The organism is Neptunomonas sp. CHC150 (genome assembly GCF_030397555.1).
Classification (GTDB): domain Bacteria; phylum Pseudomonadota; class Gammaproteobacteria; order Pseudomonadales; family Balneatricaceae; genus Neptunomonas; species Neptunomonas phycophila.
The window spans coordinates 191,151-204,943 of sequence record NZ_JAPNXU010000008.1; the positions used below are offsets into that span (position 1 = coordinate 191,151).

The 13,793-nt window shown below is 47.5% G+C and carries 9 protein-coding genes; 3 read left to right on the forward strand and 6 right to left on the reverse strand.

From position 1 onward, the window contains the following. Positions 1 to 39 precede the first annotated feature (39 nt). On the reverse strand, positions 40 to 4,806 hold the full coding sequence (locus tag OW491_RS10175; protein ID WP_290035853.1) for an NAD-glutamate dehydrogenase: 4,767 nt from the start codon (positions 4,804 to 4,806) through the stop codon (positions 40 to 42). 704 nt (positions 4,807 to 5,510) lie between these two features. Between OW491_RS10175 and OW491_RS10180 the strand changes: the two genes are divergently transcribed. Further along, on the forward strand, positions 5,511 to 5,897 hold the full coding sequence (locus OW491_RS10180) for a c-type cytochrome (protein ID WP_290035855.1): 387 nt from the start codon (positions 5,511 to 5,513) through the stop codon (positions 5,895 to 5,897). A gap of 133 nt (positions 5,898 to 6,030) precedes the next feature. On the opposite strand, the gene OW491_RS10185 is transcribed toward OW491_RS10180, so the two are convergent. Further along, positions 6,031 to 6,582, reverse strand: coding sequence for a cysteine hydrolase family protein (locus OW491_RS10185; protein ID WP_215151555.1), 552 nt, complete (start codon positions 6,580 to 6,582; stop codon positions 6,031 to 6,033). A gap of 92 nt (positions 6,583 to 6,674) precedes the next feature. On the opposite strand from OW491_RS10185, the gene OW491_RS10190 reads away from it, so the two are divergent. Beyond that, on the forward strand, positions 6,675 to 7,625 hold the full coding sequence (locus OW491_RS10190) for a helix-turn-helix domain-containing protein (protein WP_215151556.1): 951 nt from the start codon (positions 6,675 to 6,677) through the stop codon (positions 7,623 to 7,625). A gap of 54 nt (positions 7,626 to 7,679) precedes the next feature. On the opposite strand, the gene OW491_RS10195 is transcribed toward OW491_RS10190, so the two are convergent. Genes OW491_RS10195 through hemC form a run of 4 tightly spaced genes read right to left on the reverse strand, consistent with a single transcriptional unit; the run spans position 7,680 to position 12,123 of the window. Then, on the reverse strand, positions 7,680 to 8,984 hold the full coding sequence (locus OW491_RS10195; RefSeq protein WP_290035856.1) for a heme biosynthesis HemY N-terminal domain-containing protein: 1,305 nt from the start codon (positions 8,982 to 8,984) through the stop codon (positions 7,680 to 7,682). Then, positions 8,984 to 10,318: a uroporphyrinogen-III C-methyltransferase gene (locus OW491_RS10200; RefSeq protein WP_075174018.1), complete on the reverse strand. Its 1,335-nt coding sequence runs from the start codon at positions 10,316 to 10,318 to the stop codon at positions 8,984 to 8,986. The genes OW491_RS10195 and OW491_RS10200 overlap by 1 nt, the downstream gene beginning before the upstream one ends. Next, complete coding sequence (locus OW491_RS10205) at positions 10,315 to 11,130, reverse strand: uroporphyrinogen-III synthase (protein WP_290035858.1); 816 nt, start codon at positions 11,128 to 11,130, stop codon at positions 10,315 to 10,317. Before OW491_RS10205 ends, OW491_RS10200 begins: the two co-directional genes overlap by 4 nt. A 30-nt stretch (positions 11,131 to 11,160) precedes the next feature. After that, the gene (gene hemC, locus OW491_RS10210) at positions 11,161 to 12,123 is read right to left on the reverse strand and encodes a hydroxymethylbilane synthase (RefSeq protein WP_075174020.1); all 963 of its coding nucleotides are present in this window, start codon (positions 12,121 to 12,123) and stop codon (positions 11,161 to 11,163) included. A 242-nt stretch (positions 12,124 to 12,365) separates the two neighbouring features. Between hemC and argH the strand changes: the two genes are divergently transcribed. Beyond that, positions 12,366 to 13,760: an argininosuccinate lyase gene (gene argH / locus OW491_RS10215; protein WP_290035859.1), complete on the forward strand. Its 1,395-nt coding sequence runs from the start codon at positions 12,366 to 12,368 to the stop codon at positions 13,758 to 13,760. Positions 13,761 to 13,793 lie beyond the last annotated feature (33 nt).

A 13,793-nucleotide genomic window follows, 5' to 3' on the forward strand; every position in this document is an offset into this window, starting at 1 on the left:
CGCTATGCGAACCGGGGCTTTCTGAGGTCTCATTCAGCGTTAAAGCTTATTAGACAGCTCGGTTAACTCTCTGATCACAACAGTGAAGGTTGCGCTATCCAGCTGCGAGCTGTTTTGCAGATCGCTCAGCACTTGCTCCCAACGGCTGGTGCCTTTTTCATGCGAATCTAACCATTCAGCCGCCAACGCCGCACCGGTTTGTTCTGATTCGGAGCTCAACACAGAAGCTGTTAGGCGTCGTTGTTGCAGGTTTAGATCTTCGCTAAAGCCTTCGCGTGCTAATAGTTGCCAGTGGTTTGCTGGCTCATATTGGCGGATTTGTTCACTCACCCAGTCCAGCTGTAAGCGTTCACCCAAGGCGAAATAGACTTCAGCGGTCGGCAGCAAAGGCTGATCCGCATCAGCAGCCACTTCGCTCACAGCCAACGCTGAATACAAACGCTCGGCGCATGCTATTTGTGGTGCGAGGTCGGTTGGCACACCGGCATCGACGAGCGATTGTTGTAGCTCTAACCATGCATCTTTTAGATCACCCGTTAGCAAAGAGTCAAACGAATCGCGAATCGTCGTCACCGCAGGTGCGAAACGGTCGATTACGGCTTTAACATCGATGCTACCTCGGTTGCAGACATTACGGAGGAACCAGTAGCTGGCACGGCGCATTAGGCGCAACAGATCCACCAACATACGTTGCTGTACCGCCGCATCCACCTTATTGTCTAACTGCTCAACCGCTTTCCATAGGTCTTTAAGGCCAAACACTTCGCGGGCAATGATATAAGCCGCGGTTACCTGATCAGCACTCAAACCGGTGGTTTCGGTCATTCGGTTAGTAAACGTGATCCCCATGTGGTTAACCATGGCATTCGCTAACTGGGTGGCAATGATCTCATTACGTAGCTGATGGTCAGCAACTGCTTCTGGGAAGCGCTCGTTCAGTTGGCTCGGGAAAGCTTCTAACAGCTCTTGCTTAACAAACGCATCTTCCGTTAACCAGGAGGCACTTAGCTCTTCTTTCAGCTCTGCTTTAGTGTACGAGATAAGCACCGAAAGCTCCGGACGCGTCAGGCTCTGGCCTGCCTGTTGGCGCTCAGCCAATACATGGTTTTCGGGTAAGAACTCAAGCGCACGATCCAAGCGGCCTTCAGATTCAAGACGGTTCATCAAACGGATGTATTCGTCCAGAGATTTAGTGGAATGGCCTTGGGCCAAACTCAATGCACGCGCTTGGCGATCATTCGACTTGAGCACTAGCTCGCCCACGGTATCGGTCATATCACGTAAAAAGCTGTTACGCTGCTTCATGGTCAAATCACCATCGGCAACAACCTTGTTCAGCAGGATTTTGATATTAACCTCGTGGTCGGAACAATCCACACCGCCCGCGTTATCGATAAAGTCGGTATTACAAGCACCACCATTAGCGCAGTATTCGATACGACCTAACTGGCTTAAGCCCAAGTTACCGCCTTCGCCTACGACTTTACAGCGCAACTCGTTACCATTAATACGCAGAGCATCGTTAGCTTTGTCACCCACATCAGCATGGCTCTCACTGCTGGCTTTAACATAGGTGCCAATGCCGCCGTTCCACAGCAAATCGATCGGTGCTTTTAGTAAAGCGGAGATTAAGTCATTAGGGGAGAGCTTATCTTCTTTGATATCGAACGCTTTTTTCATCTCAGGGGAGATAGCAATCGATTTAGCAGCACGCGAGAATATACCGCCACCCTTAGAAATAAGATCCGTATTGTAATCGGACCAGCTTGAACGCGGCAGCGCAAACATACGCTGACGTTCAACAAAGCTGGAGGCCTCATCAGGCGTAGGGTCGATAAAAATGTGCATGTGGTTAAAGGCCGCCACTAAGCGGATTTTGTCAGATAACAACATACCGTTACCAAACACATCGCCCGCCATATCACCCACACCAATCACGGTGAAAGGATCCGTTTGTGTATTGATGCCTTTTTCACGGAAGTGCAGTTTCACTGACTCCCAAGCACCTTTTGCCGTAATCCCCATGCCTTTATGGTCATAGCCTTGGCTACCACCTGAGGCAAATGCATCACCCAGCCAAAATCCGTATTCTTCAGCGAGTGCGTTGGCGTAATCCGAGAACGTTGCAGTACCTTTGTCAGCCGCCACTACTAAATAAGGATCATCGGCATCGTGACGAACAACATTTTTAGGCGGAATCACGTCACCATTGACTAAGTTATCAGCAAGGTCTAACAAACCGCGAATAAACCAGCGGTAGCTTTCGACCCCTTCGGCTAACCATTCGTCACGGCCGCCATCGGTTGGGAGTTGCTTAGCGACAAAACCACCTTTAGCGCCAACAGGTACAATGACTGCATTTTTCACTTGCTGGGCTTTCACTAAGCCAAGTACTTCGGTGCGATAATCTTCTAAACGATCGGACCAGCGTAAGCCGCCTCGTGCTACTTTGCCGCCCCGTAGGTGTACACCCTCGACCCGAGTCGAATAGACGAACACTTCAAACATAGGCCGCGGCTTAGGAATTTCGGCAATCTCGTGCGGGTTCATCTTCAACGACAAGTAAGGCTTAGGCTCGCCATCATCAAGATGTTGGAAGTAGTTGGTGCGTAAGGTTGCTTTAATTAACTCAAGATAACGACGTAAAATTTTGTCGTCATTTAGGTTATCGACTTTATCAAGCGCATCCAAAATACTGTTTTCAATACGGCCAATCAGAGCTTTTACTTTTTCGCTGGATTGGCGCTGAGGATCAAAACGAGCACGGAATAATGCAACCAACAAGCGAGTTACATGGGCATGACGTGACAGTGTTTCGGCAATGTATTGCTGACTAAAACCAAAACGAATTTGTTGGTTGTAGCGTGCATAAGCACGAAGCATGACCACTTCTCGCCAGTTGAGACCGGCGTTAAGTACTAAACGGTTAAATTCATCGTTATCCGCTTTTTGTTGCCAGATGGCGGCAAAGGCTTGCTGGAAGATCTCTTTCACCTCTTCTAGCTCAACGACACCATTCCCACCTTTAAGCGTGAGGCTAAAGTCATGTATCCAATATTTTACATTGTTAGAGCAATGTACAACAAAGGGATGTTCGCCCACGACGCGTAAGCCCAAGTTCTCAAGAACAGGGATTACATCCGAAAGAATTAATGGCACAGCCGTGGTGAAGAGCTTAAACCGTAATACGGTTTGAGATTCCTCCAGCAAGCGATAAAAGCTCATGGTTAGCGGAGAGCCTTTTAACGCTTCCATTTTCTCAATGTCATGCACCGCATGCAGCGTCGTAAAATGCTCTCGATAAGCTGCTGGGAAAGCCTCACGGTATAAATTACTACGTGTGGTGCCCAGCTCTTCACCAAACGCATCAACCATGGCGCTGTGTAGGTCTTCATTCCAAGAGCGTGAGAGTGCCTGTACTTCGCTTTCAAGTTGCTCTAAATCTGGAGTTGGCTGCCCAGGTGGTACTCGTAATACAAAATAGGTGCGTGCTAATACCGATTCGCCCAATGAGTTAATAAACTCAATATCAGTGGCATTAAACATTTTAGTTAACAGCGTTTGGATGCTTAAGCGCAGCGCCGTACTAAACAAGTCACGGGGTACAAAGTACAAGCAAGAGTAAAATTGTCCGTTCTTATCCGCCCGTACGAGCATGCATGCTTTACGGCGCTCTTGAAGATGGAAAATGCGTAAGGCCGCTTGGTAAAGTTCATCCTCGGTGGCTAAAAATAGCTCATCACGTGGCATATCAACCAATACTTGGTGGAACGTTTTACCACTGTGGCCGTGCTTGTTAAAGCCAGAGCGGGTCAATATACGCTGCACTTTTTCATGGATTAGAGGGATGCGAGAAGGACGCTCAAAGTAAACAGGGGACGTGTACAAACCAAGAATACGGGTTGCACCAATGCAATTACCCTTTTTGTCATAGCGTCCAAGAATAATCATATCCAGATAGGCAGGGCGGTGCACTCGCGAACGTTCGCCGTGGCGGCTGTAAGTTAGTGGCTCATTACTGACCTCGTGTTCATCTAAGTTGAGTAATCCACGAACACTGAGCTGGCCCAAAGCCGAATCTTTATCTGGCGTTGCTTTACCACCCTTGTAGCTCACTTCATCACTGGCTAAGAAGGTGAAGTGGTCATCTAGTAGCCAATCAACAAAAGTCTGCTCTTTTTCATACCCCGCCGTTCCTAATTCCTTAGCCGCCAGTGAAATACGCTCTTTCATGGCATGAAAGTCGCGCACAGACACATCAACAGCGCGTAATGTGATGATCAACTCTTCACGCATACGCTTAAGTAAGTCGGCTTCCGTATGGCGGTCGACCTCAAGATAAATGAGGGATTCGGCCTCTCCTTTACCTTCCTGTCCGGATGTATTTACCAAGGTGCCATCATCACGCTCGGTATACAGTACGACGTTTTGCACCACGCGTATCCCAACACCGAGACGATTCAGAGACATTCGCACCGAATCAACAATGAATGGGCAGTCTTTCATCATCAACTGAATAACCGTGTGGTTTGAATGCCAGCCATGTTGCTCTAAGTCTGGGTTAAATACTTGGACCTTAGCGTTTACGCCATCAAACTGTTCGATAAAGCTCCAGCAGGCTAGCGTAGAGCCATATAAACCTTCAATAGGGCGCTGAGCGACTTCATCTTCGGGCGCGTATGTAAAAAGTAGGTCTGCAAAATGTGCAACGGCTGAAGCTTGTGAATCCGGTAGCCGCTTACCGAACAAATCTTTCATCTTAAAGAGTGTTCGTTGCTTATTATTATCGGCTGAATCGGTGTCCATAGGGTGATACTCCGTAATGAATGAGGTTAGATCCGTCTCATCGGATCAACGGTATAACAAAAATACTGACGAAAAATTGTGTCAGTTTGACGGTTAACGCACGTGAGGAAAGTAAGAAAAAATAGGCGGGGGAGTTGGGTGTTAAGCATAAATGTCCCCGCCCTTTAAAAAGAGAGTCGTTCGTAACGATGTAATGTCATGATGCTTCACAAACATTGACGTAACGCCACAAAGGTCTTGAAGATCAAATAGTAGAAACTCATCTCACGTATTACAAACTGTAGACGATGGTTTTGGATCTTTCCGCAAAAGTATCCGACTTTGACGCAAATTTAAGGTTTTTTGACGCATTAGCCTTTCTCCTTGTGCTCCATTCCTTGTTTCACAGGCCGCTTACTTTTTAAAGCATCGAATACTCACTAGGCTCTAGCATATAGGTGCCCCATAATAGTGCATGATATTAGCCCTTGATGACAACTGAAAAACACATCCAAGTAATAGACTGTTGAATATGCGCTCGTTGCGCAACAAAAATAGCAAGGCTTCCTACACTGAAGGCTCACGAGCCGGCTTATTTGATCTAGCTCAGTATCCCCGCAGTTAGCTGGCGGGCATGCGTAAAATCAGTACTTTCGTACAGCGCGCCGCCCAATAACCCTAAATATACTAAGGGAAATTATTATTGGTTAAGGGAGTAAACACTCATGATGAAGAAAACTACTCAAGCTTTCATCGGCAGCGCTGCACTGTTGCTATCAAGCTTTGCGATAGCGGATACAAATGCCGCGATGGCCGCTGCCGGAGAGCAGGTTTTTCAACAAAACTGCACCGCTTGCCACTCAGCAGATCCTAGTAAAAACACCTTTGGCCCTAGCCTTGTTGGTGTAGTGGGTCGTCAATCAGGCTCTGTACCACGCTTTGCATACTCAGACGCCATGTCGGCAGCAGGGTTAACTTGGACAGAAGAAAACCTGCGCCAATGGATCGCCGATAACGAAGCACTCGTACCCGGCACTCGCATGCGCCATGTATCCATCACCGACAAAGCCAAGCAAGATTATTTGATTAGCTATTTAAAAACGCTGAAGTAGGCAGGTGTAACAAAAGCAGTGCTAAAAAGCGCTGCTTTGTTGATTAAGGCTCAACTAAGCACGTAGCTGAACGGGCCATCAAAATGAGGCTTTTATGGTTTACGTGTAAAAAGCCTCATTGTCTGCAACGCTTTTAGGCGTTAGCCGTGAACGTTTCCGTATCTATCACCTCTGCATAAGCGAAAGCTAGTGCTGCCATTTGTGCTGCATGTACTTGCTTTGCTGGTACGTGGGTACCGTTAAATTCCAAATCTAAAGTTGCACAGGCATCGTGCAGGACTGTGTTGTTATAACCAAGGTCAGCAGCAGCGCGAGCAACGGCATCAATGCACATGTGGCTCATTGCTCCCACTATGACTAAATCTGTGATCTGTTCTTGATCCAGTAACGCTTGAAGGTCAGTTTCTTTAAAGCTGTTAACCTCGTGCTTTAATATGTCAAATTCGCCTTCTTTTGGTTGAAGAGAATGATAAATACGAGACCCTTCACTCCCAGCGATAAAAAAAGGCGCTTCGGGTGACGTAAATTCGTGTCGTACATGGATGATTGGTTGTTGGTTTTCACGAAAATGGACTAATACCTTGTGGACATTATTAGCGGCGGCCTCTATCCCGCTAAGAGGGTATTTACCCGCAGGGAAATAGTCGTTTTGCATATCGATTATAAGAAGGGCTGTTTTACTCATGATAGTCTCCTGATTGATAGGTTCGAACATCGTAGCAGTCCCTGTTAAGCTAATTAGGTGGCGGAAAAGACATAAATCGAGCAATAACAGACATGAATAACATTATTTCGGTTGCGATCATTATTATTCCAGGTACCGCACAGTCGGCCGTTTATGGATTGATTGATCTTTTCCAATCAGCCAATCGAATATTAAGCGAGATGCAGCCTGATACTAATGTCGCGTTCAAAATAAGCCGCTGGAAAGTCGAAAAAGAATGTTTAGTCAGTCTGGATGACAGCTGTTCTCCTTTGTTAGTGATAGTACCGCCTGTGCTTGAAGGGCAAGCTTACTTAGATAAGCAAGGCGACTTATGTCGCCAATTAAGTACGTGGCACCAACAAGGCGCGACTATTAGTTCGGCGTGCGCTGGCGCGTTTCTGTTGGCTCAGGCAGGTATGCTGCAGGGTCGTAAGGCGACAACTCATTGGCAGCTAGAGAGGTTATTTCGCCAGCATTACCCCACGATTGAACTGGATATAAATGCGTTGCTCATTAGTGACCCGGATGTCATTACAGCCGGAGGCGTGATGTCTTGGATGGACTTGGGTCTTCATTTGATCAGTCGGTATGTACCATCGACTGTTGTTCAGGCGCTTGGACGTTTTTTGTTAGTGGATATAGGACCTAGGCAACAAGGTTTTTATCGCAGCTTTTTACCCATTATGAACCATCATGATAATGCGATCCTTACTGCACAGCACTTGATTCACCGGGGCTTTTCAGGGCCTTTATTAGTTGAAAACTTAGCTCAGGAGGCGAACCTGACTGAGCGTACGTTTTTACGACGTTTTCAAAAAGCGACAGGACTAACACCGTCAGAATACATACAGCAGTTTAGGGTGCATAAAGCACGAGAGTTACTTGAGAACTCAACCACCACAGTAGACCAGATTGCTTGGATGATTGGCTATGAAGATGTCAGTGCGTTTCGGCGCATGTTTCACAAGCAAACAGGCTTAACGCCTAGCCAATACCGAAGTCGCAGTGGTCATAAAAGCTAAAAGCCCTCGGTGCAACTAAGCAACAGAGGGCTTTTGGGGAGCGGTTTGCTCTTGTTATGCTTTTGATTCAGCAGGTGCTGCTTCGGGTGCCGCGGACGATGATTCTGTGTCGGCAGTTGTATCACTTTGAGGTAATGGCAGCGGCGGTAAGTCAGTGCTCATTAACTCCATGCCATCCTGCATGATGCTAAGCGAGCGCTCGTTATCGCCCAAGTGAGTCAGCAAGCGTGTGAGTTCGCTGTAGGTCTCAGGTGATTTTTCAAGCGCTAAGCTTTCTTCTAAATAATCTACTGCTTTGCCCCAGTGCTCGTTACGCATTGAGATGCGGCCCAACGTCAGTTTCAAAGAGGCGCTGTCTGGGTGCTTTTTAAGCCAGCCTTTAGCGACTTCTAACTGCTTATGCGCGTCGGCTGCTTGCACACGACCGTAAAGTCGAACAAGGCCCTCATCCCACTCTTTCTTAATTTTAGTGCGCAAGAAGCTTTCAGCTTTTTCTTCTGAGCGGGCTTCAATGAGTAGCTCAACATATTGGCGAACGATTAGCTCATCTTGAGACATTCGGTTTGGTAAGCTATCCCACTCGCGGTTTAAGGCTTTTAAGCGTGTTTCTACATCGGCTTCTGCTGGGATATTAGCCAGTGCAGTGCCAAGCAGTTGTGCATAGCAGGTTTGCTCTAACTTATCTAATTCGGCCGGGTTGAATACTTTGTGCTTACGTAAATCAGGCAATAAGTTTGTTAACCCTTGCCAGTCTTCGAGGCTGACATACACCGATTTGAGCAGGCGTAAAACATAGGTGTTTTTAGGTGCTAAACGTCGTAAGCGAATGAGGTTAGCTAAGCAGGTTTCGTATTCTCCTCGTTCGAGCTGGATCTGTGCTTGGCTCACGCCAATGGCCACTTCAGCTTGAGGAACGGCGCTGCGTGCCTGCTGTAACAGCTCATCGGCGGCTTTGTCTTCCCTTTGCTCATGAGCCGCACGTGCGCCGGCCAAGTAGTTAACGAGGGGGAGTTGCGCATCATTGGCGGACTGTTTGAGTAGGCGTTGAGCTTGCCACCACTTGCCCTCGGAAAGCGCCAGCAACCCTTTCATGGTTTTACGTTGCGCTAATGAATGACGACGATGCTCACGCCATTCTTTAATGCGGGTATGAGGCATTTTCGAATGCAATAAAAAGTTGATCAACCAATGTAAAATGGCAAAACCAAGCACTAATATGACTATCAGTACCCATAAGCTTGTCTCAATGGTCGTGCCATTGTAAGCAAGCATGGCATAGCCAGGGTCTTGAACCATTTTTTCGCCAACCCAAGCGCCAACCGCTAGGACGACGAGTAGAAGAAGCAGTAGTCTTTTCATTAAGCGGCTCCTTCTGCCTTAAGGTCGGTCATTTTTTGAAGGTAGCTTTTTAAGGCGTTAAGAGAGCCGCTAATATCAGGCATTTGCGGTGAAATTTGAAGAGACTTAAGCTCATTCACTCCGCGCAGTAACGATTGTGTGGTTGCATCGTCGGCTTCAAAATAAGTAGAAAGCCACTCTTCTGCTTTGTCGAGGCTACGGTCGAAAGCGACTTGCTTACGTTGCAGTAATGCCAGTTGGGCTTGCTCCAGCATCAGGTGCAGATTTTGTTGCAGGTAGTAATTTTGCTCTGGTGATAACAGTGGCTCGATTTTCTTATCATGGTGCTGAATCACAACAAGCTTCTCAAACTTATCCACCGCTTTTGCCCATGAATCGCGAACATTATCCATTAATGAGGTATCAACGGTATCCGGTGTCATTTCTTCGATGAGAGACGGCAATTGATTTTTTTCAGTTAGCGGGATTAAGCGTAAGTTATTGACTTGGTTATTCAGTGCCGCTAGCTTGAGGTAGCTGCCTTCTAAATCAAATGTTGGAACGGCTTCGAGGGAGGCAATATCTTCAGCGAGCGCTTTGCGCACGGCATAGATAGATACGTCATCGGTCTCTTTTAAAATCTTATCGGCAGACTTAAGAAGTGCTAGGGCGCCAACCGGAGTTTGCTCCATCATGACACGTTGGTTTGCCAATCGTAACAAGTACTCTGATTCGGCCAATAGCCAATCTTTGCGGGTATTGGTTTGTTTTGCTTGCACTTGCTGAATGCTTTGCGTCAGGCGTTCTTGTAACTCAGCAATACCGGCTTGTTCTTTGGCTGTTTGGTTTTGCAGCATGGTTAAACTTTGGTTAACCGATGAAACCTGTGTGCTAACAAGCGATTTAGCGTCAGCAACGGTAGCGTTGGTGCTGTTGATAGCCTCAGACACTTGCGCCTTGAGTGCTTCTATATCAGCACTTTCTTGCTGCTGTTTTTGCATATCGTGCCAGTAGATGTAACCCGTTGCGCCTAATGCAATAATTGAGATAACCAGCGCTAACTTACCAGGCCATGTGCTTGGCTTTTTTTCTTCGGCTTGAGGTACCGCTGCAACCACCGGTGTGGGTTTGTCGGCCGGTATTTCTTTGGTTGGCTCAGTCACTTCAGGCTTGTTATCTGCAGACTGGGGTTCCTTTGCTGCCGTCGATTCAGTATCGGCGGCTTTTGCCACATCCGGTTTTGGATCAGATGTGTCATTAGATGTTTGCGCTTCTACGGTTGGTTTCTTAGAGGCAGAATCGTCTTTTTTTACTTGATCCTGCTTATCGTCCGTATGTTTCCCGGTCTCTTTCATGCGTTGGCTTCCGAGTCATTAGCTAGGGTAAGCGCCTTGATCATGGACTCATCGTCCGGTCCTTGCGCTACCATGATAGTTGTAAATCCTATTGTACGGGCTTTTTCAGCAATTCGTTCACTGGGGACCACAAGGTACAGTGAGAGTAGTGAATTGATACTGAATTGTTGTTGCCGACCTTTCACCACTGTAACAAAGTTATCAAGGGCCTCGCCACTGGTAATAAGGATAGAGGTCAGTGAAGATTGATAAATAGTACTTTGGATAAGCGTATCTTCATAGGTGGGGCAGCAACGGTCATATAAATTGGCATATGTGACGATAGCTCCGCGCTCGCTTAACCCTTCGGCAAGCGTAGCTCTTCCACCATCACCACGTAATATCAGTACCTTAGCGCCATTCAGCTCTGTCAGTGTTGGCATGGTTAACATGGCTTCGGAGTTAAAACCTTCGGCTGGGCGTTTAGCCGGTATGCCCGCATCGTTTAGCATGGTCTCCGTTTTTCCACCAATAGCTAACCATTCAATGCCGACAGGTAGCTGTGGCCAGTATTCATCTATCCATTCTATGGCAAGTTTAGCGGCGTTAGGGCTCACACAAATAATGACCTGATATTCATCAATGTTCATCATTTGGGTTTTGAGCAGATGATAACGAGGGTCTGTTGCTTCAATTGGATGAATGGCTAACAGAGGAAGCGGTATCGGAGTTGCACCGCAGTCCCTCAGTTGTTGTATTTGTTGGGCAGCTTGGTGAGCTGGCCGGGTAACTAATACCCGTTGTCCCGTTAAGTTGGCTAATGCATTTGGCATACTGTCCATTGCCCTTAAAAAGTGTGCGTGTTATGCCTGAGCGTTACCTGATGCATAAACGGCACTGAGTATTTCCTGGGCACCGGCGTCTAGTAAGCGCTCGGCGAGAGCTATCCCCATTTGCTCGGCATTTTCTGGGGCTCCGCGCTCTTCGTCACGCAATACAGTCGTACCATCGGGCTTGGCGACGAGTCCTCGTAGGTAGACTTCATCTTCAGCTTCGTTAAGGACGGCGAAGCAGGCAATAGGTACTTGGCAGCCCCCTTCAAGACGGCGGTTCATTGCGCGCTCAGCTGTCACGCAAGCCGCTGTGCGAGCATCGTGCAGCGGGGCTAGTAGCTCGATCATCTCGTGGTCATCTAAACGGCATTCAATACCAACGGCGCCTTGTCCACCGGCAGGTAAGCAAATGTCTGCAGAGAGTTCGGTGCGAATCCGGTCTTGTAGTTCAAGTCTGATTAGCCCCGCTGTAGCAAGGATAATTGCGTCGTATTGCCCATCATCGAGTTTGCTAAGGCGTGTTTGAACGTTGCCTCGTAAGTCATGAATTTCTAGATCGGGGCGCTGCTCACGCAGAAGTGCTTGGCGGCGTAACGATGAAGTGCCCACAATAGCGCCTTGAGGAAGTTCGGCCAGTGTGTTGAATCGATTGGAAACAAACGCATCGGTTGGGCGTTCGCGCGGGCAAATAACTGACAGTCCCAAGCCTTCGGGGAACTCCATTGGTACATCTTTCATAGAATGGACGGCGATGTCGGCGCGGTTTTCTAGCATGGCGACTTCTAGCTCTTTTACAAAGAGCCCTTTACCGCCCACTTTAGCCAGTGGGGTATCCAGAATTTTATCGCCTCGTGTGCTCATCCCCAGCAATTCGACTTCAATGCCAGGATGGTGTTTTTCTAGCTCGGCTTTTACATACTCTGCTTGCCATAGAGCTAACAGGCTTTTTCGGGTGGCGATGCGTACACGTTTTTTCTGGATATTATTTTGCATAATGATGTCCTGACAATCGAATCCGGCTGCAATGGCAATAACGAAAGTAAGAAGCCGATTCTAAACCGGCACGCCCAGCAGTGTTTGGATTGTAACAGATTGGTTTGGTTGCGTGTGCTTGTTCGGAAAAAGGGTCACGCTGCATGGAAAACTGATATAATCCGGCTAATTTTTTATTCGTTTTATAGCGATTTGTTTACAAATTAGTTGAAGCATAGCGCTGATTTTATAGGAGGTTAGTCATGAGCAACACAACCAACCAGCAATGGGGTGGTCGTTTTAATGAACCTACCGACGCTTTTGTCGCTCGTTTTACTGCATCAGTCCAATTTGATCAGCGCATGTATAAACAAGATATCCGCGGCTCTATTGCACACGCTACTATGTTGGAAATGGCAGGTGTTCTTACTGTTGAAGAGCGTGATTTGATTGTTAATGGCCTCAATGAAATTCAGTCGGATATCGAAGCTGGCAACTTTGAATGGTCAATCGAATTAGAAGATGTGCACATGAACATCGAAGCGGCACTGACAAAGAAGATCGGTATTACCGGTAAGAAGTTACACACGGGCCGCTCTCGTAATGACCAAGTCGCCACAGATATCCGTTTGTTTGTCCGTGATGAAATCGACCTGATTTTAGCTGAAATAACTCGCTTACAGCAGGGCTTAGCCGAGCTAGCCGAAGGTGAAGCCGACACCATCATGCCGGGCTTTACGCACTTACAAACCGCTCAACCTGTTACGTTTGGCCACCATTTAATGGCCTGGTTTGAAATGCTAACGCGTGATTATCAGCGTTTTGAAGATGTACGAAAACGCGTTAACGTAATGCCACTCGGAGCCGCGGCATTAGCTGGCACAACGTATCCGATTCAGCGCCATGTAACCTGTGAGTTACTCGGTTTTGATGCACCCGCTGAGAATTCGTTAGATGCGGTATCGGATCGAGATTTTGCTATTGAGTTTTGTGCTGCATCCAGCATCATGATGATGCACATGACGCGTATGTCAGAAGAGCTCGTATTATGGACGTCGGCGCAATTCAACTTTATCAATTTGCCTGATCGCTTTTGTACGGGCTCATCGATCATGCCACAAAAGAAAAATCCTGATGTGCCTGAGCTGGTTCGAGGCAAGAGTGGGCGTGTTTATGGCCACTTGTTTAGTTTGTTAACCTTGATGAAGTCACAGCCTTTGGCATATAACAAGGATAATCAAGAAGATAAAGAACCTCTGTTTGATGCCATTGATACCGTAAAAGGTTGTCTGCGTGCGTTCGCAGATATGGTTCCAGCGCTGGAGTCACGTAAAGAATATATGCGTGAAGCGGCCTTACGCGGCTTTTCAACGGCGACCGATCTAGCAGACTACTTGGTTCGTAAAGGAATGCCGTTCCGTGATGCTCACGAAGTCGTCGGTAAATCAGTTGCGTACGGCATTGAATCAGGTAAAGATTTAGGCGAAATGACCCTCAACGAATTACAGCAGTTCTCTGACACCATTAGTGAAGATGTCTTTGATGTTTTAACACTGGAAGGTTCTGTTGCGGCGCGTGATCATGTTGGTGGTACTGCGCCTAAACAAGTGCGTGCTGCCGTTACGCGTGCTAAAGCAATGTTAGCCAAGCGAGGTTAATTGGTGTGAATAGCCTATTAGCTAACCGGGGGT